Origin of the sequence: Pseudomonas syringae group sp. 247E2, from assembly GCF_032587795.1 — a bacterium.
GTDB lineage: Bacteria > Pseudomonadota > Gammaproteobacteria > Pseudomonadales > Pseudomonadaceae > Aquipseudomonas > Aquipseudomonas amygdali.
Map to the genome: position 1 here is coordinate 16,270 of NZ_JAWHPK010000030.1, position 20,418 is coordinate 36,687.

At 59.7% G+C, this 20,418-nt stretch carries 21 protein-coding genes; 7 read left to right on the forward strand and 14 right to left on the reverse strand.

Going from position 1 to position 20,418, the window contains the following annotated elements; all coding sequences use genetic code 11:
• Positions 1-5: 5 nt before the first annotated feature.
• Positions 6-413: a hypothetical protein gene (locus tag RYC18_RS23290; RefSeq protein WP_002554216.1), complete on the forward strand. Its 408-nt coding sequence runs from the start codon at positions 6-8 to the stop codon at positions 411-413.
• A gap of 59 nt (positions 414-472) precedes the next feature.
• On the opposite strand, the gene RYC18_RS23295 is transcribed toward RYC18_RS23290, so the two are convergent.
• Positions 473-1,471 (reverse strand): sulfate ABC transporter substrate-binding protein, encoded by a 999-nt coding sequence (locus RYC18_RS23295; RefSeq protein ID WP_005780521.1) that lies wholly within the window; start codon positions 1,469-1,471, stop codon positions 473-475.
• Positions 1,472-1,574: 103 nt separating this feature from the next.
• Entirely contained in the window at positions 1,575-2,408 is an 834-nt protein-coding gene (locus RYC18_RS23300) for an ion transporter (protein ID WP_002554214.1), read from the reverse strand.
• Between the two features lie 424 nt (positions 2,409-2,832).
• Between RYC18_RS23300 and RYC18_RS23305 the strand changes: the two genes are divergently transcribed.
• The gene (locus tag RYC18_RS23305) at positions 2,833-3,378 is read left to right on the forward strand and encodes a GNAT family N-acetyltransferase (RefSeq protein WP_004657079.1); all 546 of its coding nucleotides are present in this window, start codon (positions 2,833-2,835) and stop codon (positions 3,376-3,378) included.
• Between the two features lie 20 nt (positions 3,379-3,398).
• Here RYC18_RS23305 and RYC18_RS23310 read toward each other — a convergent pair whose 3' ends face one another.
• From RYC18_RS23310 to RYC18_RS23335, 6 genes are all read right to left on the reverse strand, one after another.
• Positions 3,399-4,832 carry an efflux transporter outer membrane subunit gene (locus tag RYC18_RS23310; protein ID WP_058400924.1) on the reverse strand — a complete coding sequence of 478 codons (1,434 nt, stop codon included), beginning with the start codon at positions 4,830-4,832 and terminating at the stop codon, positions 3,399-3,401.
• Complete coding sequence (locus RYC18_RS23315; RefSeq protein WP_005744634.1) at positions 4,829-5,713, reverse strand: HlyD family secretion protein; 885 nt, start codon at positions 5,711-5,713, stop codon at positions 4,829-4,831. Before RYC18_RS23315 ends, RYC18_RS23310 begins: the two co-directional genes overlap by 4 nt.
• Positions 5,710-5,919 carry a DUF1656 domain-containing protein gene (locus RYC18_RS23320; RefSeq protein WP_005744635.1) on the reverse strand — a complete coding sequence of 70 codons (210 nt, stop codon included), beginning with the start codon at positions 5,917-5,919 and terminating at the stop codon, positions 5,710-5,712. Before RYC18_RS23320 ends, RYC18_RS23315 begins: the two co-directional genes overlap by 4 nt.
• Positions 5,916-8,003 (reverse strand): FUSC family protein, encoded by a 2,088-nt coding sequence (locus RYC18_RS23325; protein ID WP_316886907.1) that lies wholly within the window; start codon positions 8,001-8,003, stop codon positions 5,916-5,918. Before RYC18_RS23325 ends, RYC18_RS23320 begins: the two co-directional genes overlap by 4 nt.
• Positions 8,000-8,452: a MarR family winged helix-turn-helix transcriptional regulator gene (locus RYC18_RS23330; protein WP_002554194.1), complete on the reverse strand. Its 453-nt coding sequence runs from the start codon at positions 8,450-8,452 to the stop codon at positions 8,000-8,002. The genes RYC18_RS23325 and RYC18_RS23330 overlap by 4 nt, the downstream gene beginning before the upstream one ends.
• 277 nt (positions 8,453-8,729) lie before the next feature.
• Positions 8,730-8,969 (reverse strand): hypothetical protein, encoded by a 240-nt coding sequence (locus tag RYC18_RS23335; protein ID WP_316886947.1) that lies wholly within the window; start codon positions 8,967-8,969, stop codon positions 8,730-8,732.
• 37 nt (positions 8,970-9,006) lie between these two features.
• On the opposite strand from RYC18_RS23335, the gene RYC18_RS23340 reads away from it, so the two are divergent.
• A complete protein-coding gene (locus RYC18_RS23340; RefSeq protein ID WP_005733740.1) occupies positions 9,007-9,675 on the forward strand; it encodes a polysaccharide lyase family 7 protein in 669 nt (222 codons plus the stop codon).
• 19 nt (positions 9,676-9,694) lie between these two features.
• Here the strand turns inward: RYC18_RS23340 and RYC18_RS23345 are convergent, their stop codons facing one another.
• Entirely contained in the window at positions 9,695-11,083 is a 1,389-nt protein-coding gene (locus tag RYC18_RS23345; RefSeq protein ID WP_057405137.1) for a heavy metal sensor histidine kinase, read from the reverse strand.
• Entirely contained in the window at positions 11,062-11,751 is a 690-nt protein-coding gene (locus RYC18_RS23350; protein WP_002554192.1) for a heavy metal response regulator transcription factor, read from the reverse strand. Before RYC18_RS23350 ends, RYC18_RS23345 begins: the two co-directional genes overlap by 22 nt.
• A gap of 170 nt (positions 11,752-11,921) precedes the next feature.
• On the opposite strand from RYC18_RS23350, the gene RYC18_RS23355 reads away from it, so the two are divergent.
• The 3 genes from RYC18_RS23355 to RYC18_RS23365 all read left to right on the forward strand — a co-directional run bounded on the left by RYC18_RS23355 (position 11,922) and on the right by RYC18_RS23365 (position 13,989).
• Complete coding sequence (locus tag RYC18_RS23355) at positions 11,922-12,527, forward strand: hypothetical protein (RefSeq protein WP_002554191.1); 606 nt, start codon at positions 11,922-11,924, stop codon at positions 12,525-12,527.
• Between the two features lie 74 nt (positions 12,528-12,601).
• Positions 12,602-13,222, forward strand: a complete 621-nt coding sequence (locus tag RYC18_RS23360; protein ID WP_316886908.1) for a cytochrome b/b6 domain-containing protein — start codon at positions 12,602-12,604, stop codon at positions 13,220-13,222.
• Positions 13,219-13,989, forward strand: a complete 771-nt coding sequence (locus RYC18_RS23365; protein ID WP_002554189.1) for a molybdopterin-dependent oxidoreductase — start codon at positions 13,219-13,221, stop codon at positions 13,987-13,989. The genes RYC18_RS23360 and RYC18_RS23365 overlap by 4 nt, the downstream gene beginning before the upstream one ends.
• 1,220 nt (positions 13,990-15,209) lie before the next feature.
• On the opposite strand, the gene efeO (RYC18_RS23370) is transcribed toward RYC18_RS23365, so the two are convergent.
• From efeO (RYC18_RS23370) to efeU, 4 genes are read right to left on the reverse strand one after another with little or no spacing between them, the layout of a single operon-like run.
• Positions 15,210-16,034 carry an iron uptake system protein EfeO gene (efeO, locus tag RYC18_RS23370; RefSeq protein ID WP_005744532.1) on the reverse strand — a complete coding sequence of 275 codons (825 nt, stop codon included), beginning with the start codon at positions 16,032-16,034 and terminating at the stop codon, positions 15,210-15,212.
• Between the two features lie 29 nt (positions 16,035-16,063).
• On the reverse strand, positions 16,064-17,386 hold the full coding sequence (gene efeB / locus RYC18_RS23375; protein WP_002554187.1) for an iron uptake transporter deferrochelatase/peroxidase subunit: 1,323 nt from the start codon (positions 17,384-17,386) through the stop codon (positions 16,064-16,066).
• 24 nt (positions 17,387-17,410) lie between these two features.
• Positions 17,411-18,622: an iron uptake system protein EfeO gene (gene efeO, locus RYC18_RS23380; RefSeq protein ID WP_054996441.1), complete on the reverse strand. Its 1,212-nt coding sequence runs from the start codon at positions 18,620-18,622 to the stop codon at positions 17,411-17,413.
• Between the two features lie 8 nt (positions 18,623-18,630).
• The gene (gene efeU, locus RYC18_RS23385; RefSeq protein ID WP_316886909.1) at positions 18,631-19,485 is read right to left on the reverse strand and encodes an iron uptake transporter permease EfeU; all 855 of its coding nucleotides are present in this window, start codon (positions 19,483-19,485) and stop codon (positions 18,631-18,633) included.
• A gap of 313 nt (positions 19,486-19,798) precedes the next feature.
• Here efeU and RYC18_RS23390 point away from each other — a divergent pair, with 313 nt between their 5' ends.
• Positions 19,799-20,413 (forward strand): DNA-3-methyladenine glycosylase family protein, encoded by a 615-nt coding sequence (locus RYC18_RS23390; protein WP_004657053.1) that lies wholly within the window; start codon positions 19,799-19,801, stop codon positions 20,411-20,413.
• Positions 20,414-20,418: the final 5 nt, after the last annotated feature.

The window sequence follows — 20,418 nt, forward strand, 5'->3', positions numbered from 1 at the left end:
TGCTTATGTACCGTACCGCACGCATCACCTTGTTGGGGCTGGTCGTTGGCCTGAGTGCCTGTGCTGTCCAGCATCCGGCACCGCCTCACAGCCAGGATCCGATCCTTAACCTGCCGGGCGGCCAGCAACCCGGCGCACCGCGCCCGAACACGGCGCCTGCCGAGCCTGCCAAAGCGCCAGCCGCAGCGCCGAAGACCTCGGCCAGTTTCGCCCCGCCACCGGGCGGTGGCAGCCATTGGGACCCGCGCCTGGGGGTGTACGTGATGGACGATCAGCCCAACACCTTCTATCGCCAGCGTACTTACTATCAGTGGAACAACGGCTGGAGCTGGGCAACCAACCCTAACGGTCCGTGGCAGGCGACCGACGCCAGCGGCGTTCCGGCCGGGCTGGGTAAGCAGTTCAGTAACTGATTCAAGCCTGCAAATGAAAACGGCGACCTGATGGGTCGCCGTTTTGCGTTTCGGGGGACTTATTTGCCCGGATAGATCTGGTCGAACACACCACCGTCAATGAAGTGGGTCTTCTGCACTGTGCGCCAGTCACCGAAGGTTTTCTCGACCGACAGGAAGTCCACTTTCGGGAAGCGGTCGGTGTATTTGGCCAAGACCTGCGGGTCACGTGGGCGCAGGTAGTTTTTCGCCGCGATTTCCTGACCTTCCGGTGACCACAGGTATTTCAGGTAGTCTTCGGCCAAGGCGCGGGACTGTTTCTTGTCCACGACCTTGTCGACCACACTCACTGGCGGCTCGGCTTCTGCCGACACGGACGGGTAGACCACTTCAAACTGGTCGCGACCGAATTCACGAGCGATCATTTCCGCTTCGTTTTCGAAGGTCACCAGCACGTCGCCGATCTGGTTGGTCATGAACGTCGTGGTCGCGCCTCGACCGCCCGTGTCGAGCACTGGCACATGGCGGAACAGTTCACCGACGAATTTCTTCGCGGCCGCTTCATCGCCACCTTTTTTCAGGGTGTAGCCCCAGGCCGACAGGTACGTGTAGCGGCCGTTGCCCGAGGTTTTCGGGTTAGGCACGATGACTTCCACGCCATCCTTGATCAGGTCCGGCCAGTCTTTGAGGGCTTTCGGGTTGCCCTTGCGCACGATAAACACAGTGGCCGAGGTGAACGGCGCACTGTTATTCGGCAGGCGGCTGACCCAGTCTTTCGGCACCAGCTCGCCATTGTCGGCCAGCGCGTTGATATCGGTCGCCATGTTCATGGTGATGACGTCAGCCGGCAGCCCGTCGATGACCGAGCGCGCCTGCTTGCTCGAACCGCCAAAGGACATCTGCACGGTCACGTCTTCATTTTTCTCGGCTTTCCAATGCTTCTGGAAGGCGCTGTTGTAGTCCTTGTAAAAATCACGCATCACGTCGTAGGAGACGTTGAGCAGCGTCGGGGCTGCCTGGGCAGCGCTGGCAAAGGCCAGGCCAGCGGCCAGTAGCGAGGCGGCGAAGAGTTTATTCACTGCAGGGTCCTTGAGATGAAGAGTCGTGTGTAAAGCCTGATGGCGTAATGCCGCGACACTATCAGTATCGCGCCTGCTGTTTAAAGACTGAAAAGGTCTTTGCTTATGCCTTGGACTCTACTTTTGCAAACAATTGATTACCGCAGCGTGAACAGAACGCAGCGCCGTGCTCGTGGAAATTCTTCGAGCACACCGGGCAATCGTGTTTCAGCTGTTCGCCGCGCATGGCGTTGGCCAGTTCGGCGGTGAATATACCGGTGGGCACGGCGATGATCGAGTAGCCGATGATCATCACCAGCGACGAGAGCATCTGCCCGACCGGCGTCTTCGGCACGATATCGCCAAAGCCCACAGTGGTCAGGGTCACGATAGCCCAGTAAATGCCTTTGGGGATGCTGGTGAAGCCATGCTCCGGGCCTTCGATCACGTACATCAGCGTGCCGAACACCGTAACCAGAGTGGAAACGGTGACCAGAAACACGATGATCTTCTGCTTGCTGCCACGCAGCGCAGCCAGCAAATAGTTGGCCTGGCGCAGGTAAGTGCCGAGTTTGAGCACGCGGAAAATCCGCAGCATACGGATGATCCGCACGATCAGCAGGTACTGCGCGTCGCTGTAATAGATCGACAGAACCCCCGGCACAATGGCCAGCAGGTCGACCAGCCCGTAGAAACTGAACGCGTACTTCAGCGGTCGGGGCGAGCAGTACAGGCGCAGGATGTATTCGATCGCGAACAGCAGCGTAAAGCCCCATTCGATCCAGGCGAACAGCATTGCGTAATCGCGATGAATACTCTCGATGCTGTCGATGACCGTGACCAGCAGGCTGAGCAGAATCGCGACCAGCACAATCTTGTCAAACGTTCTGCCGGCAGGCGTATTCGCCTCGAAAATAACGATATGCAACCGCTCGCGGCGGCTGAGAGAGGTGTCCATGGTGCTTCCCGATTCGAATATCGGCAGAGCCTAGGAGCATTGGGCAGGTGAGTGCAAGCACACAACACCTGCGGGAGCGAGTCGTGCGACGCTTCGCCTGCTCGCGAAGAGGTCGTTATAGCCCGCGTAAACAGGGTGTTTGGAGCAACGTCTTCGTGAGTAAGCTCACTCCCACAGAAGTCTTTACTCACAGTTCGACAGGCGGCAGCTCCCGCTTTTCGGGTTCTTGTAAGACCTACGTAGACAGATCGGCGCTGGAGCGTAAGGAACGACAGCCTCAACTATCGTGCGTCGCTCTGCGTCGCATGCCGTTCTGGACGCTCCGCGTCCTCTTGTGGCGCAGAGCGTCCAGTGCTTGAATCATCAGGGCTGCTTATAACAAGCCAGGTGGTGAGCGTCGGCAATGGCTGACGCGGGAGGATGCATGCAGTATTCAGGTGAGGGCTTTTCGATCAGGGTATTGGCGTTTGATGATTGCGAGTTGATCAACCGGTACGAAAAGGCCAATCGCAAGCATCTGCAGCCTTGGGAACCGTTCAGGGATGATGACTATTTCATTCTCGAAAACGCCAGATCCAGGGTTCAGCAGCAGTGGGAAAGCATGCAGTCCGGCAGCGCGGTTTTCTTCCTCGTCATCGACTCAGACGGCGGCGAATTGCTGGGGCGGTGCAGTTACACGAATATCGTGAGGGGCGTTTTTCAGGCCTGCAACCTCGGCTTCTCGCTGGCAGAGACTGCTCAGGGGCGTGGCTTGATGCAAAGGGCGCTTGAGGTGAGCAATCGCTATTGTTTCGAACAGATGGGGCTGCATCGAATCATGGCCAGCCACATGCCAGCCAATGTACGCAGCGAGCGACTTCTGCAATCACTCGGCTTCGAAAAGGAAGGGTACGCGCGCGCCTACCTGAAAATTGCCGGAGTTTGGGAAGACCATGTCCTGAGGGCACTGATCAATCCGAACGAGGCCTGATGGCGAGGCGAGCGCCTTTCCTACTTCTGCGCCACGTCATCCTTCTCCCAGCCGCCGCCGAGCGCCAGAAACAGGTTTATCTGTCCCATGGCCACCTGGGTGTTGGCTTCGGCCATTTGTGCGCGCACGTCGGTGTAAGTGCGTGTGGCTTGCAGGTCAGCGAGGAACGAGGCGCGTCCGGCCTGATAGAAGCGGTGGGTCTGGTCAGCCGCTTCCTTGGCCGATTGTTCGGCTTCCTTGAGAGCATCGCGACGGTCGAGCAGGGCGGTGTATTGCGCCAGACCGGTCTGGGTTTCACGGATGGCGTTGAGCACTACACCGTCAAAGCGCGCCAGAGCAGCCTGGGCCGAAGCTTCGGCCTGATGGATGCGTGCGCGTGAGCCGTTGGACGGGATGGTCCAGTTCAGCAGCGGCCCGAAGCCCCAGCGGTTGGCGGCCGGTTTGCCGAGGTTCTCGATCAGGCCGGTAGTGCCGATGCTCGCGCCGATGCTGATGTCCGGATACAACTCGCCGGTGGCAACACCGATCTGCGCAGTCGACATCGCCAGATGACGTTCAGCCTGACGCACATCCGGGCGGCGTTTGAGCAGTGTTGCGCCGTCGCCTACCGGCATGACCTGCGCAATGTGCGGCAGCGCATTGCAGCTGCTGACCCCGGCGGGCAGTTGCTCTACAGGTTTTGCCAGCAGCATCGACAGGCGGAACATCGCCGCCTGACGCCGCGCTTCGTAACGGGGCATTTCGGCTCGCAGTGACTTGAACTGCGTCTGCGAGCGAGTGACCTGGGTTTCATCGCCTCGCCCGGCATCGCGAAGACGCTGGTTGAGGGTTACGCTCTGTTGCTGCAGGTCCAGCGATTCGCGGGCGATGTCGAGTTCTTCGTTGGCAGCGCAAATCTGCGTGTAGGCGCGCACCACATCGGCGACTACGGTGATACGTGCCGTATCCACCGCAGCCTGATTGGCATCGACATTGGCCTGCGCTGCTTCGATGCCGCGCTGCAAGGTGCCGAACAGATCGAACTGATACGACGTAGTCAGACCCACATCCCCGACGTTGGCGACCGGCACCTTGTCGGTCAGCAGAAACGCTTCGCCCGATTCCTGCACGCGCTGTGCGCCGATTTTCGCGCCGTTGGTAAATCCGCCCGCCGCCTCGGCCTCCGAGGTCTGGTAGCGGGCGCGCTGCAGGTTGGCGGCGGCGATGCGCAGGTCGGTATTAGAGGCAATGGCCTGGCGCACCAGTTCATCCAGACGCGCATCCTGATACAGCCGCCACCAGTGCGCAGGCACCGGGGCCGATACCGTATTGACCGAGCGCCCGGCCAGTTCGCCCTGTAAATCCGGACGATTGATCGCGCCATCCTTGGGCAGTTGGTAATCCGGCCCGACTACCTGACAGGCCGACAACACGGCAGTAAAACCGAGTGCGGCCACGCGTAAGGCACGTTTCATCGTGTGCCCTCCTGCGTATCGTCGATGATTGACACCGTTGCAGTACGCCCGGCGATCATACGGAAGTCGGCAGGCACGTCATCGAAGGCAATGCGTACCGGAATGCGCTGTGCCAGACGCACCCAACTGAAGGCCGGGTTGACGTTGGGCAGCAGGTTCGAGCCACTGCTGCGGTCGCGGTCTTCGATGCCGGCAACGATGCTCACCACATGGCCGGTCAGCCGTGCGTTGTCACCGATGACACGAATGTCGACGCCCTGGCCGACATGAATGCCGTCCAGTTTGGTTTCTTCGAAATAGCCGTCGATATGGAACGATGCGGCATCGACCACCGATAACACCGGACGCCCGGCGGTGACAAATTCATGGTCGCGGGGCGCGCGGTCGTTAAGGTAGCCGTCCACCGGGCTGCGGATCACCGAACGATCCAGATTCAGCTGCGCGGCATCCACTGCGACCTTTGATTCACCAAGCGCAGAAAGGGCGCGGGCTTCGCGGGACTGGCTTTCTTCCAGTTGCTCACGCGCCACCAGGTTGCCCAGGCCACGGTTACGCCTGTTCTCGCGGCGTGCCTGCTCCCAGGTTTCCTGGCGCTCGGCGACTGTCGCCTGCGCCTGACGCAAGGCCAGGCGGAAGCGGTCCTGATCGATGGTGAACAGCACCTGGCCCTTGTGCACGGGCTGATTGTCGGTGACCTCGACCTTCTGGATCAGCCCGGACACGTCCGGCGCGATCTGCACGATATCGGCGCGAATATGCCCATCGCGGGTCCACGGCGCGTACATGTAATACATCACCATGCGCCATACAACGACGGCAGCCAGAGTGACAACCAGCAGGGTCAGGACCACGCGGCCCAGTGTCAGTATCGGTTTTTTCATGTCATCAGGTATCGACTTAGAGTATCCACGGCGCCGAGCAACAAAGCGTATAGACCTACGTTGAACAAAGCCCGGTGCCAGACCAGACGGTAGAAGTGGGCACGCGACAGCAGCGCGTGCACGGCGAGAAACAGCAGATAGGCGATGCCCATCATCGCCAGGAACGTGGGGATGAAGATCCCGCTGATATCCAGATCACCGATCACAGGGGCGCTCCATCGATGTTATGCGGCAGTTGCTCGGTCAGTTCGCCGCCCACGGTGACAATCTCGACCCCCGGCAACAAGGCCAGACGCAGGCCGCTGAGGGCGTGCAACAGATGCAACCGGGCCGGGTTGTCGCCCATCTCCTGAGCCGTCAACGAACGGCGTGCGCGGTCCATGGCCATCAGCAGGCCGCGGGGCGCGGGCAGCCTTTCACCGTTCTTGCGACAGTGTTTGAAATAGCCGCTGACTTCATCGATCACCTGACGCAACAGCACCTGGGCCGCAGGCGTGGCGCGTCGGGTGTAGGCCAGCAGGTCGAGCATGTTCAGCGCGACGCGCAATTCACGCAGGGCAATCCCGGTGTCCTGCGCGGTGAGTGTCAAACGCGGCAACTGCTGCATCAAACGGTCGAGCATTTGCACGCCCATGCGCCGGTGTTCGGCCAGAGACGCGTCTTGGCTAAGGCTGGCGATGTCACGCCAGCTGAAACGGGTCAGACGCTTGACCGCCAGTTCAACCCCGAACGGGCGGAACACCAGCGTCCAGATAAAGGCGAACAACAGCCCGGCAGGTCCGGCCAGGTTGGAGTTGAGAAAGTTCATGAAGTCCGCGTCGTAGGCGCTCTGAATGCTGATGAACGACGAGGTGTTGACGATGGTCAGCAGCGTGCCGAGAAAGAAGCGCGGTTGCACAGTCAGGGTGCCGACGCAGATGAAGGGCACCGCAAAGGCCAGCACCAGCATCGGAAAGTCGTGCAGGTTAGGCAGCACCACGAACAGGTACAGGCTGGCAAATACCACCGAAAGCAGAGTCCAGAAAAAGAACCGGTAGATTTGCGGGGCAGGGTCGTCCATGGCTGCAAAGAAGCTGCACGACACCGCTGCCAGCGCCACGGCACTGGCGCCGTCTTTCCAGCCCAGCAGAATCCACAACACCGATGCAGCGATGATCGCCAGCACCGTCGAGGTCACTGAATAGAGCATCAGGCCGCGGTCCAGAAACGGCGTCAACCGACCCAGACGCCAGTGGCGATAGACCGCTCTCCATGGCGATTGATCGTCTGTCTTGATCGCATATTGCAGGGTCCGGCAATCCAGCCACAGGTCAATCCACTCGCCGAGCCTGAAAAGCGTGTTGGAGAGCAGCAGCTGATCGCGGTCGTCCAGTTGCGTAGAGTTCGGCTGAAGGCGTTCCAGCTCATCATGCAACTGTTGCCATTGCTCCCGTTGCGGGCCGTCGGCAGTGCTTTCAAGCCAGTCGCAAGCCTTTTGCAGCACGGGTTTCAGGCTGGCCAACAGCTCAGGCGTGCGTCGCTCCAGCGCCCATAATGCGTCATCCAGTGCATCGATGACCGGCAAGAGATGGATCATCCGGCCGCGCAGCTCATTGGCGTTGCGTACGGTTTGCTTGCGTGCGCCCTCGTGGCTCAACTGGCCGATCATCATTTCCAGAGAGTTGAAGCTGCCAACCATCGAATTGCGCAGTGCGCCGATTTCCTCGGGCTGACAGGTGCGGCTGATAAAGCGCTGGCTGTAGGTCGAGGCGTCACTGAACCATTTTTCCGTGGTGGCCTGAAATACCGGTGCCAGACGTCTGGGCCAGAACATTGCACCCACGACGGCGGCGCAGATGATGCCGAGGAAAATCTCTTCGGTACGCGACACGGCGATGTCGAACACGGCCTGCGGGTTGTCGACCACCGGCAGGGAAATCAGCGGCATGGTGTAACCCGCCAGCATCAGTGCGTAGCTGTTGGCCGTGCGCAAGTGCAGGGAAAGGAACAACAGGGTGCCGGTCCACAGTCCGACCACGATGGCCAGTAGCAAGGGCGTCTGTACGAACATCGGTACCAGCAGCACCGACGCCGCTGCACCCGCCAGGGTGCCGGCGGCCCTGTACAGGGCTTTGGAGCTGGTCGGGCCGACAAAGGGGCTGGAGACAATGTACACCGTGGCCATGGCCCAATAGGGGCGAGGCATTTCCATCAACAGCGCGATGTACAGCGCCAGCATCGACGCGCCGAAGGTACGCACGCCGTAGAACCAGTCGCGTGCCGGTGGGACGCTGGAGAAAAATCCGTTCAAACCTGCCCCCCGTGCTCACCTTGTGCAGCCTCGGCGAAGGCCTGAAATACCCGCAAGGTGGCTTCGAGATCGGCAGGTTGAAGGCCCTGAAGCACATCCGCCCGCAGACGCGTCAGCTCCTGTTCTATCGAGCCTGCCAACGCACGACCCTTGTCCGTAAGGCTGAGGGCCTTGGCGCGGCGATCATTGGGGTCTTCGCTGCGGCAGACGATGCCGGCCTTGCACAGTTGGTCGAGCAGGCGCACCAGTGTCGGGCTTTCCATGCCGGCCGCCTGCGCGACTTTTACCTGATGCACGCCGTCACCCAGGCGCGCAATGGCCAGCAGTGGCCCGGCACATGCTTCAGAAATTTCATAGGTGACCAGTGTGTTCTGGCAAATGCGTCGCCATTGGCGAGAGGCGGCTACCAGGCCGCTACTGACAGCGCGATGCAGTGGGTCGACAAGCATGAATCACCGGGGGCTGAGTCGTGAACAATTTAGTTAGGAACAATATTGTTAGGGAGGATATTAGTAGGATGCTAACTAATATCTCGTAACAAGTTCTTACAGTCAACCCGTAACTGCCCAGTGGGGCTTTTTGGGTTGCAGGCACGCCCGAAAGGGTTTTTGAGGGGGCGTAGAGGCGATGAACGGCTGTTTGCGTCCGCTTTTAGCGGGGAAAGTTCATTATTTCAAAAAATAATTGCTACCGTTCGTCGGTAATAAGCCCAAAAATCCCGCGCATCTACGCAGCACCATTCAAAAAAATGGCGCGGCACCCGATAAGAGGGTCCTGATGAATCGCCGTCTGCAGCAAATGGATGGCAATCTGCCTTGTGTCGTGATCTGACATCAAAGTAGTGGCATCGGTCTTTTTGTGGCGGTTTATTGGCGTCATTGCGTTGTCGTTGCTGTTTAAAAAATAAACGATTGAGCCGATAGTCTGGTTGACCACAACGGGCCAGCACGCCCGTTCCAGAGCCATTCTGTCGGTGCGCAATGCGTACCTTGCGAGCTACTCCATGATCGACCTTGCCACCTGGAATCTTTCCGTCCCTGTCGGAAGTCCCGCTACCATCATCGAAACCCCCAAGTTGGTTAAGGGTTATCGGGATGGCTATTTTCAATCCGGGGATACGCTGTTTTTCTGGGCACCGGTGACCGGTTCCACCACAGAGAACGCCAAGTACCCGCGCTCCGAATTACGCGAGACGACGTCCGATGGCAGGGTCTTCAACTGGGCCTACTCAAGCGCTGACAATTTTCTGCGCGCGACGCTGGAGGTCGATCAAGTGCCTTCCACGGGCAAAATCGTGATCGGTCAGATTCACTGCTACCAGAGCACCGAGCCGCTGCTGAAGGTGGAGTACCAGTACAAGGAGAAGCTGCAGACCGGCAATATCGTCGCCAAGTTTCGTCGTACGCCAGACTCGGAAATCGAGGTCATTACCATTGCGCAGGGCGTGCCGCTCAACAAGCAGTTCAACTACACCATCAACCTGTCGCCCAGCGGCGACCTGACGGTCAATGCCTTCGACGCAGTCTGGTACGCCAAGCTGGATTCAGCCTGGGCCAGTAAACTGTTCTACTTCAAGGCAGGGGTCTATACCCAGGACAATACCGGTTACACCACTGAAGGCGGTTCGGCCACTTTCTACAAGCTGGCCATTGCCCACGAGAAAAAGAATTGATCGTTACGGTCTGGAAGATTCAGACCGCTGGAAATATCAGACTGAAGCAGATTCTGCCGGCGGCGGGTTGAGCCACTTCGACCCGCCCGCCATGCAGGTGCATGATTGCTGTAACAATGGCCAGCCCCAGGCCGTTGGAGTCCGAGCGCTCATGGCGCGAGGCGTCACCCCGATAGAAGCGGTCGAACAGTCGCGCGAGCGTGGCTTGGGGTAATACCGGGCCCTGATTTTCTACCTCGATTCGCCACTGACGATCAACTGCCGCAACACGAATCAGGATTTCGCTGTTTTCATTCGCATAGCGAATTGCGTTGGCGACCAGATTGCTCAGTGCACGGCGCAGCAGGATCGGGTCGGCCAGCAACGTGCCTTGTCCGCTGTGGCTCAGCCGCAGATTACGCTCTTCAGCCAGCCCTTCGAAATAACCAGCCACGCGTTGCAATTCATCGTGCAGGTCCAGCGGCTGGCGTTCCAGCGCAGCCTGGGCTTCGTCCGCTCGAGCCAGAAACAGGATGCTTTCCACCAGCCTTGAGATACGTTCCAGCTCTTCCAGATTGGAAGCCAGCAGGACCTGATATTCGTCGGCGCTACGGTTCTGGCGCAAGGCAACCTGGCAGTGGCCCATCAGCGAACCGACCGGCGTACGAATCTCGTGGGCCAGATCGGCGGAGAACTGCATCAGGCGTCGATAGCCATCGTCCAGACGGTCAAGCATGGCATTGAAGGCATCGCTCAATTGTTGCAGCTCGACAGGCGTGTCGTGGCTGTCGAGCCGTTTGTGCAGGCTGGCCGGGGTTATTGCGGCAGCGTGGGCGGCCATTCTGCGCAGTGGGCGCAAGCCGCGTCGCAGCAATATGTAACCCAGCACGGCGGTAATCAGGAACGCCAGCGCAACGGCGATATAAATGCTCTGCCGGAAGCTGGCGAGCATGGCCATCTCCTTGACCATCAGGTGCGCGGCCTGCAAACGCACTGCAACGCCATTGGACATTACTTGCACCGCCGCGGCACGCAACGGCACGCCTTGCAGGCTCAGGCCACTGCGCAGGTCATCGACCCGTAAAGGCTGATCCTGCGCCACGGTCGGTAGCTCTGGCAGTGGCGCGCGTTGCGGGTTGACCGATATCACCGGTGGCTTGCCCGGTTCGCCGATGATGAAAATATCTTCCTCGCTGTCGAGCATGTTCTCGAACAGTTGCGGGCTGCCTTTGAGGTTGTCCATCGTCAGGTCATAGCGCAACAGCTTGCGAAAGTGGTCCAGTCGCGCGAGCACGGCATGGTCACTGCGTTGCATCACTGTTGCTTCGATTGACTGATACAGATACAGGCCGGCACCGCTGACGGTGAGCATCGCCACCAGAGCAAATGCCAGGGTAGAACGCAGGGTCAGGGAAGGCTGGCGTCGCATGGCCGCACCTCACACACATAACCGATACCGCGCACGGTGTGGATGAGCTTGACCGGGTAGGGCAGGTCGACCTTGCTGCGCAGGCGCTTGATGGCGACGTCCACAACATTGGTGTCACTGTCGAAATTCATGTCCCAGACTTCCGAGGCAATCTGTGCCCGTGACAGCACGTCGCCTTCGCGGCGCAATAACAGGTGTAGCAGGGCAAACTCCTTGTTGGTCAGCACGATGACCTGCTGCTGACGCGTCACGCGGCGGCGCAGCAGGTCCAGTTCAAGGTCGGCCAGATGAAAATGGTCTGCCTCGCGCACCACGCCCCGGCGCAGGATGGTGCGGATGCGCAGCAGCAGTTCAGTGAAGGAAAATGGCTTGACCAGATAATCGTCGGCGCCCAGTTCCAGGCCGCGAATCCGGTCCTGCAACTGGTCGCGCGCGGTGAGAAACAGCACCGGCACGTCCTGCCGGGCGCGCAGTACTTCGATGATTTGCCAGCCGTCGATGCCTGGCAGCATCACGTCCAGCACGATCAGGTCGTAGCGGTTTTCCAGTGCCAGGTGCAGGCCGTCGGCACCGTGCTGGGTCCAGTCGACCTTGTAGCCGGACTCACCCAGGCCCTTCTTCAGGTATTCACCGGTTTTGGTGTCGTCTTCAATCAGCAGGATATGCATCGTTTTGTCCGCTACGCTTTTGCAGGCACCCACGGTGCGCCGATGCCAAAGTCTAACCAGTTGCCGACAAGGTGTCCGGCGAATGACAAAAATGTCATTGCCCGGTCATTCTGCGGTGCCGGTAACGGTGCAAGGATGGGTTTCAGATATCAACTGCCAAGGAAGTACCGATGAAGACTGCACTCTCTACAACGTTCGGCCTGCTGTTGCTCAGCGCTGCTGTCATGACTCAGGCTGCTGACATGAAGGTGGTTAAACCGATGCGCGGGACCGTCGACAGCGTCAGCGCCGACACCCTCGATTTCACCACCCGCTCGGGTCAGCACGAAAGTATCAAGCTGACTGACAAGACCGGTATTCGTCTTGTGTCCGAAGCTGACTTCAAGCAAATCAAAGGTGACAGTTTTGTCGGTTCGGCTGCCATCCCGCAGGCGGACGGCACACTGAAAGCGCTGGAGGTGACCGTTTTTGAAGCCAGCCTCAAAGGCAGCGGCGAAGGCCACTATGGCTGGGAAAACGCTGATGGCAGCACCGGCACCATGACCAATGGCACCGTTGGCACGTTGGCTGGCACCGATGGCCGCACGCTGACCGTCAAATACGAGGGTGGCGAGAAGAAGCTGGTGGTGCCGCAGGATGTGCCTATCGCCTACGTCGAGCCAGGCAAGGTTGATCAGTTGACCAAGGGCGCCAAGGTCGTGGTGTTCCCGGCTGACGACGGCAAGTCTGCTCGTGGTGTGGCAGTCGGCAAGGACGGGTTTACCCCGCCGATGTAATCACCGCCAGGGCTGTCAGGGGCGCAAGGCTGCCCCTGGCAGCCTTTTCCATGCCTGATCAGAGGGATCTCGACATGAAAACCCGCCCCATTCATCCGTGGCCGGTGCGCCTGACGCACTGGGTCAATGCCGTGGGCATGGTCTGTATGTTCATGAGCGGTTGGGCGATCTACAACGCATCGCCACTGATGCCGTTCACCTTTCCCAAAATCCTGACACTCGGCGGCTGGCTGGGCGGTTCCATTGCCTGGCACTTCGCGGTGATGTGGCTGTTGGTCATCAACGGTCTGACTTATGTGCTGTATGGCGTGTTCAGCCGCCATTTCAAACGCGACCTGCTGCCGGTCCGACCGTCCGAAGTGACGCGTGACATGAGTGACGCGTTGCGTTTTCGACTGGTCCACGTCAAAGGCCGTTACAACGCGGTGCAACGGCTGATGTACTGGCTGGTGCTGGCCATGGGTGTGTTGGTGGTGGTGTCCGGGCTGGCTATCTGGAAACCGGTGCAGTTTCAGGGCTTGGTTGCCCTGCTGGGCGGATTCGATTTTGCCCGCTGGGTGCATTTTGGCGCGATGACGGCCATCGGCGCGTTTGTTGTTGTTCATCTGGTGCTGGTCGTGCTGGTGCCTAGTACCTTGTTACCCATGATTACCGGCGGCCGCCAGCCGAACGAAGACGGAACTGCGCAACCATGAACGAACCTCGTAAACGCATCACCCAGCGCATTCGTCTGGAGCCTGCGCAGCAGAGCCAACTGGTCGATATTCAGCGCCGCTCGTTTCTACGCGCCGGGCTGACAGTGGGGGCGATGTCGATGCTCACCGGCTGCAACCTGCAGGATGGCGATCAGGTCGACAAAGTGCTGTGGGCCATGTCGCGCTGGAATGACCGGGTTCAGGCCTGGCTGTTCAACGGCCAGAAACTGGCCCCGACCTACAGCAAGGCGCAGCTGACCAACCCGTTCCCGTTCAATGCGTTCTACCCCGAATACAACGTGCCGGAGGTGGAGCTTTCCGACTATCGGCTGGCAGTGTCCGGGCTGGTGCGTGACAAGCAGCCGTGGACGCTGGATGCACTGCGCAAGTTGCCGCAACGCACCGACATCACGCGGTTGATCTGCATTGAGGGTTGGAGTGCGATAGGACAATGGGGCGGTGTGCCGCTGAAGACTTTTCTGGAGTACATCGGTGCCGATACCACGGCACGTTTCGTCGGCTTCAAGTGCGCCGATCGCTATTATTCAAGCCTGGATATGCCTACTGCGCTGCATCCGCAGACATTGCTGGCGCTGGACTTCGGTGAAGTCGCCCTGCCACCGGATTACGGTTACCCGCTGCGGGTGCGAGTGCCGACCAAGCTGGGCTTCAAGAACCCCAAGCACATCGTCGAGATCTTCGTCAGCAACGAGAATCCTGGCGGGTATTGGGAGGATCAGGGCTACAACTGGTTCAGTGGGATCTAGGCGCGGACGCAGAGCGTCCAGAAGGGCATTCGACGCAGAGCGTCGCACGATGGCGGTAGTGAGATTATCGTTCCTCACGCTCCAGCGTGGGAATGCCGTTCGTGACGCTCTGCGTCACATGGCGGTTTTTTCTTTGTCAGGTGGATGTAGGCTCGACTCAAGTCACCTTTTCGCCCCTCGGCGAGTTACTTTGATGGGGCCAAAGTAACCAAACCCCCTCGCTCCTGTTTCCGGCCCGACTTCGTCGGGTTCCTTCGCCCTGTCACTGATCCGGGGGTCGCCGCAACGGGCCATCCATGGCCCGGTGCGGCTAGCCTGGCGTCCTGCCAGGCTACCCCCGGATCAGCGCCAGGACTCAGCCGTCACTAACGTCGCACTCTGCGTCGTCAGTGCCATCGTGGTTGAAAAGCATTTCGGTGGTAGTTAATGCGATTTTGACTATCGTTCCTCACGCTCCGCGTGGGAATGCCGTTCGTGACGCTCTGCGTCACACAGCGGTTCTGTGGTGTCAGGTGGATGTAGGCTCGACTCAAGTCACCTTTTCGCCCCTCGGCGAGTTACTTTGATGAGGCCAAAGTAACCAAATCCTTTCGCTCCTGTTTCCGGCCCGACTTCGTCGGGTTCCTTCGCCCTGACACTGATCCGGGGGTCGCCGCAACGGGCCATCCATGGCCCGGTGCGGCTAGCCTGGCGTCCTGCCAGGCTACCCCCGCATCAGCGCCAGGACTCAGCCATCACTGACGTCGCACTCTGCATCGTCAGTGCCATCGTGGTTGAAAAGCATTTCGGTGGTAGTTAATGCGATTTTGACTATCGTTCCTCACGCTCCGCGTGGGAATGCCGTTCGTGACGCTCTGCGTCACACAGCGGTTCTGTGGTGTCAGGTGGATGTAGGCTCGACTCAAGTCACCTTTTCGCCCCTCGGCGAGTTACTTTGATGAGGCCAAAGTAACCAAAGCCTTTTGCTCCTGTTTCCGGCCCGACTTCGTCGGGTTCCTTCGCCCTGTCACTGATCCGGGGGTCGCCGCAACGGGCCATCCTTGGCCCGGTGCGGCTAGCCTGGCGTCCTGCCAGGCTACCCCCGGATCAGCGCCAGGACTCAGCCGTCACTAACGTCGCACTCTGCGTCGTCAGTGCCATCGTGGTAAAAAAGCGCTTTCAGGTGCAGTAACCGCTGGTACGGCAAAAAGCCGCACCTCGAACAGGCGCGGCGTTTCAGGTCAGTTCAGGCCCAGTTTGCCGCGCAGGGTCGAGAGGTCTTCGGCCAGGGTGTTGACCGGGCCGACCAGGGCTTTGCGGTCGTTCTCTTTCACCTTGTCGTAGGTTTCAAAGCCACCGTCCTTGGTCTTGTACTTGGCCAGAATCTTGTCCACGGTGGCGAAGTTCTTGTCGACTTTGCTGGAGAAGGCTTTGTCCTGCTGCTCGATCTGCGGGCGGAACAGGTCGACGATTTTCTTCGCGCCGTCGATGTTGCCCTGGAAGTCGTACAGGTCGGTGTGGCTGTAACGGTCTTCTTCGCCGGAGATCTTGGTCGCCGCAACTTCTTCCAGCAAGGCGGCTGCGCCACCGACGACTTTTTCAGGCGGGAAGGTCAGTTCGGCTACGCGCTTTTCCAGGTCCTTGACGTCGCTCATCAGTTTGTCGGCGATAGGGCCCTGGTCCTTGGTGGTGTTCTGCGAGAACAGCGCGTACTCCAGACGATGGAAACCGGTGAAGTCTTCTGCCGTGACGCCTTGTTCGTGGTCGTCGACGCGTGAGTCGATGGACGCGTCCAGGTCACTGAACAGTTCGGCAATCGGCTCTACCGACTCGTAGTACACGCGGGTAGGGGCATACAGCTTTTTGGCCGTCGCGATGTCGCCCTTCTTAACGGCATCGGTGAACTTCTGAGTGTGGCTGACCAGTTCTTCGATGTTTTCGGTCACGTAAATCTTGTAGTCCGAAACCGGACCTACCAGGTCCAGCGGCGCGGGGGCGGCAAAGGCAGCCAGTGGCGTCTGGAGCAGGCCAAGGGTCAAGAGCAAAGCCAGGGGCGTCTTTTTCATGGGTGTCTTCCGGGTCTGGAGTGGGTAGGTCATGCGGTTTTAGTGGGCGAAGCAGCTGCCAGCAGCGAGCGGCCGATGAAATCCTGGTCACCGGTTACCCCCGGCAGGGTGAAGAAATAACCACCACCGACCGGCTTGAGGTACTCCTCCAGCGGCTCGCCGTTGAGGCGGCTCTGAACGGTGATGAAGCCTTTTTCCAGGTCAGCCTGATAGCAGATGAACAGCAGGCCCATGTCCAGCTGACCGTTCTTGTTCACCCCATTGGAGTAATTGAACGGACGGCGCAGGATCAGGTTGCGCTGGCTTTCGGCGGTACGCGGGTTGGCCAGGCGGATGTGCGAATCCAGTCGGGTTTTCTTGCCTTCCGGGTCTGCCGCGTAGTTGGGTACGTCGGTCTCGACCTTGCCGTCCATAGGTGCACCGGTGCTTTTGCTGCGGCCGAAAATCGATTCCTGCTCCTGCAATGGCGTGCGGTCCCAGCGTTCCACGAAGTTACGGATGATCCGCACGGCCTGATAGCTGCCGTTGGCGGCCCACGCTGGCTCGTCGCTGCCCGGCTGCACCCAGACCAGCTCGTTCATGGTCTTCTGGTTGTTGGAATCCGGGTTTGCCGAGCCATCCCGGAAGCCGAGGAAATTGCGCGCGCTTTCCGGCGGCTGACCGGGCTTTTTCGGTGCCTGGGGCGGCACGGTGCCTTCCTGTTTCCAGCGCACCAGCAACAGGTCAGGCAGGTTCTTGACGATGTCGCGCAGGGCGTGAATGTTGCTGTCGGCGGTGTTGGCGCAGAACTGGATGCTCAGGTCGCCATGGCAACTGGCCGGATCCAGCGCGTCGTTGGGGAAGCCGGTCATGCGGATCAGACGTTTGGGTTTGACCGGGGTCAGGCCAAAGCGCTCATCGAACAGCGATTCGCCTACCGACACGGTAATGGTCAGGTTGTCCGGGGTGACCACAGGGCCAAGAATGCCGGAATCAGGCGGTGGCAGTTTCGGATCGATCTCCGGCACCGGGCCGCCGGTCATCAGGAACGCGATGCGCTCATTGAGCGTGCGGAACAGGCGCTCGAGATCTTCGCGGTCGGCAGCCAGCACGTCGAACGCGACCAGCATGCCTGCGGCCGGACGCGGGTTGACGATGCCGGTCTGATGCAGGCCATGAAAGTCGTTGTGGTCCTGGGTCTTTTCACTGTTCGGTGCTTCGGTGACTTGCGCCGGCGTTGCGGCCAGTACGTTGCCGCTCAGGCTGCTGCCAGCCAGCGCGGCACCGGCAGCACCGAGACCCATCAGGACACGGCGACGCTGTATTGAAGCGGGGGCGTTAGTGGCTTCTGGACTGTTGTCTGGGTTTTTCATGGTAGTGTGCTGTGCTCCAGTGAATCAGAGGTCAGAAAGGCCAAGTGCCGCGTCGATGCCGTTGAGTGCGTCAGCCAGCGCGCCAGCCTTGGCGGCGATTTGCCGACGCTGCGTCTCGTCCACCTGGTCATAGGGGCGCATGCCTCCCTCAGTGGTGCTCAACGCATCAAGTGTGGTGTCCAGATCAGCCATGGCCGCATCGATCTTCTGCAGCAGATCGGCAGCACTGCGGGTCAACAACGGACGCAGCAGATCGACGATTTTGCGGGTTCCGTCCAGGTTGGCGGCAAAGCCGTTGAGGTCGCTGTGGCTGTAGCGTTCCTCTTCGCCGTTACTGCGTACGTCAGCCAGGCTGCGCATCGTGCGGGTGGCGATGGCGGCCAGTTGTTCGGGGGCCAGCGATTGCGCCATCAACTGCTGTTTGAGCTGAGTGACATCGGTTTGCAGGCGCTGCGCGACGGGCGACAGGCCCTCGACGCTGTGCTGATCGAACAATGCGTATTCAATGCGGTGGAAGCCGGTAAAGCCCGGATCCTGTTCACGCTTCTCGTAGTAATCGGCGCGGGCATTGATGGCATTGTCCAGTTCCGAGAGGCGCTGAGCAGCCGGAGCAATACGCTGATACGCGGTGCGGGCGGGCAGGTAGGCCGCCTGAGCGGCGCTCAGGTCGCCAGCTTCAATGGCTTGTTGCAGAGCCGTCACGGCCTTGATCAGCGCCGAACCTTGCAGGCTCAGGTACACCCGGTATTCGGAAAGAGGGCCGATGAAGGCGGTCATCGACGGGCGCGCCTTGGCTTTTGCATCGGACTCGGCGGTCGGGGTGACGTGCAAGGTGCCGCGCGGGTTGCTGAGCAGGCCGCAGGTGATCGCGTAATCGCCGGGTGCCAGGTTGGCATTGATCACCTGGCTCAACCCCGGCGCAATGTTTTCCCGCTCTTCAACCACCAGCACGCCATCAAGAATTTCCCATTCGACGGCGCGTTCCGAGCGGTTGACGATGCGGAAGGCATTCTTGCCCGCCGCCACCGTCAGCACATTTGGCTCACAGTTGCGGGCGTGAATATTGACCACGGTTTCAGTGCCGGCATTGGCCGCGCGCTTTTTTGCCGCGACCTGCGAGGCGTAATAGAACAGCCCGCCTGCGGCAATCATCAGGATCACCGAACCGGCGACAGCCAATTGCAGGACACGGGGCGGCCGGGCGTTCTCGGAAGGCCCTGGGGTACGGATAGACATGGGTGCCCTTATTCGTTCGTCACAGAAGATGTTTTCGGCTGTACGGTCTTGCCGGACGCCGGGGTGTGCGGCATGAAGAACAGCAGCAGCGCCCCGATCAGGTAAATCAGGTAGACGCTCAAGGTGCTGACGGTCGGAGCGTCCTGGTAACCGAACATGCCAGCCAGTACCGAGCCGGCAGGCCCATCCATCGGCAACAGTGCGCTGATGTCGAAAACCACTTCCTGCAGATGATTCCAGACTCCGGCTTCATGTAGCGCCTGAACGGAATTAGCGAGAATGCCCGCGGCCACCACCAGAATAAACAGCCCGGTCCAGCGGAAAAACAGGCTCAGGTTCAGACGCATGCTGCCGCTGTAAATGGCCACGCCGAAGCCCACGGCCAGCAACAGCCCGAGCAGGGCACCCAGCGGCGCGCCCGAGCCTTCACTCTGCTGGAATACTGCGAGCAGAAAGAATACGGTCTCCAGCCCTTCGCGGGCCACGGCGAAAAACACCATGGCGATCAACGCGTAGGTCTGGTTTTTCGAGCCGGTGAGGGCAGCGTCCAGAGACTCATGCAAAGCGTGCTTGATCGAGCGGGCGACCTTGCGCATCCAGAACACCATCGAGCTTAAAATGCCCACGGCGATCAGGCCGACAATGCCTTCGAACAATTCCTGTTGCTTTTGCGGGAACTCGGCGCTCATCAACTCAAGCCCGCCACCGACGAACAGCGACAGCGCGGCAGCGAGGAACACGCCGATCCACACCGCAGGCATCCACTCGCCGCGGCCGGTCTGCTTCAGGTAACTGGCGATAATGCCAACAATCAGCGCGGCTTCGATGCCTTCGCGCAGCATGATCAAAAACGGAACGAGCATATCTCACCGGGTCAAAACTGTAGGCTGAACGTGCTTCAGCGAGCCATAAGCCGGAAACACTGCGTAACATAATGATACTCATTCTTGACTGCGGGTAGTTGTTTTTTATCTGCATCCCGGTTTTGGCAGGTTGTTCAGGTCAGGTTCAGCTGGGCTGGCTTGAGCGTAATAAATACCGGGGCGGCCTACTGTGTGGTCTGACCTGCCTATTTCAATTTGGGAAAACACGATGTCATCAGAATCAGACGCACCTGATAGCGAGTGCGTACCGCCACGTGACGCGAACGCTGCTGCACATGCAGAGGCGGTCGAAATGCTCAAAGCCATCGACAGGCGATGGGAATTACTGATCAATCACGTCGGCCCCTGCCTGCACCCGGTCACTGCCGCGCAGGATCCATTTCAGGCGCTGATCAAGGCCGTCGCCTATCAACAACTGCATGCCAAAGCGGGTGACGCTATGGTGATGAGGCTGCGCGCGCTGTTTCCAGACGCAACCTTTCCGGCCGCGCAGGCATTGATCGATCTGGATGAGCAAACACTGCGCTCCTGCGGTTTCTCGGCGTCCAAATGTCGAGCGATCAAAGCCATTGCCGCGGCACGGGTCGATGGTCTTGTCCCCGATGTCAGCGCTGCATTGGCCATGAGCAATGAAGCGCTTGTCGAACGCCTCATACAGTTGCCGGGCGTAGGTCGCTGGACGGTTGAGATGATGCTCATTTACGGTCTGGGCCAGATGGACGTAATGCCCGCCAGCGACTATGGCGTGTGCGAAGGCTATCGACGGCTGTATGCTCTTGAACTCAAACCGGGTCATAGGGAAATGGCCAGAATTGGCGAACGGTTCGGCCCTTACAGGACGATTGCCGCCTGGTATTTGTGGCGAGTACCGGCCAACTTCAGCGACATCGATTTATCTCGAATTTGAGAGCA

Coding starts and splice junctions, on each gene's coding strand:
- efeO (WP_054996441.1), bottom strand. CDS start 18,622: ATGTCTATCCGTACCCCAGGGCCTTCCGAGAACGCCCGGCCGCCCCGT.
- RYC18_RS23390 (WP_004657053.1), top strand. CDS start 19,799: ATGCTCAAAGCCATCGACAGGCGATGGGAATTACTGATCAATCACGTC.
- RYC18_RS23345 (WP_057405137.1), bottom strand. CDS start 11,083: ATGCGACGCCAGCCTTCCCTGACCCTGCGTTCTACCCTGGCATTTGCT.
- RYC18_RS23360 (WP_316886908.1), top strand. CDS start 12,602: ATGAAAACCCGCCCCATTCATCCGTGGCCGGTGCGCCTGACGCACTGG.
- RYC18_RS23350 (WP_002554192.1), bottom strand. CDS start 11,751: ATGCATATCCTGCTGATTGAAGACGACACCAAAACCGGTGAATACCTG.
- RYC18_RS23315 (WP_005744634.1), bottom strand. CDS start 5,713: ATGAAAAAACCGATACTGACACTGGGCCGCGTGGTCCTGACCCTGCTG.
- RYC18_RS23290 (WP_002554216.1), top strand. CDS start 6: ATGTACCGTACCGCACGCATCACCTTGTTGGGGCTGGTCGTTGGCCTG.
- RYC18_RS23330 (WP_002554194.1), bottom strand. CDS start 8,452: ATGCTTGTCGACCCACTGCATCGCGCTGTCAGTAGCGGCCTGGTAGCC.
- RYC18_RS23305 (WP_004657079.1), top strand. CDS start 2,833: ATGCAGTATTCAGGTGAGGGCTTTTCGATCAGGGTATTGGCGTTTGAT.
- efeU (WP_316886909.1), bottom strand. CDS start 19,485: ATGCTCGTTCCGTTTTTGATCATGCTGCGCGAAGGCATCGAAGCCGCG.
- RYC18_RS23335 (WP_316886947.1), bottom strand. CDS start 8,969: ATGGCTCTGGAACGGGCGTGCTGGCCCGTTGTGGTCAACCAGACTATC.
- RYC18_RS23355 (WP_002554191.1), top strand. CDS start 11,922: ATGAAGACTGCACTCTCTACAACGTTCGGCCTGCTGTTGCTCAGCGCT.
- efeO (WP_005744532.1), bottom strand. CDS start 16,034: ATGAAAAAGACGCCCCTGGCTTTGCTCTTGACCCTTGGCCTGCTCCAG.
- RYC18_RS23310 (WP_058400924.1), bottom strand. CDS start 4,832: ATGAAACGTGCCTTACGCGTGGCCGCACTCGGTTTTACTGCCGTGTTG.
- RYC18_RS23340 (WP_005733740.1), top strand. CDS start 9,007: ATGATCGACCTTGCCACCTGGAATCTTTCCGTCCCTGTCGGAAGTCCC.
- RYC18_RS23300 (WP_002554214.1), bottom strand. CDS start 2,408: ATGGACACCTCTCTCAGCCGCCGCGAGCGGTTGCATATCGTTATTTTC.
- RYC18_RS23365 (WP_002554189.1), top strand. CDS start 13,219: ATGAACGAACCTCGTAAACGCATCACCCAGCGCATTCGTCTGGAGCCT.
- efeB (WP_002554187.1), bottom strand. CDS start 17,386: ATGAAAAACCCAGACAACAGTCCAGAAGCCACTAACGCCCCCGCTTCA.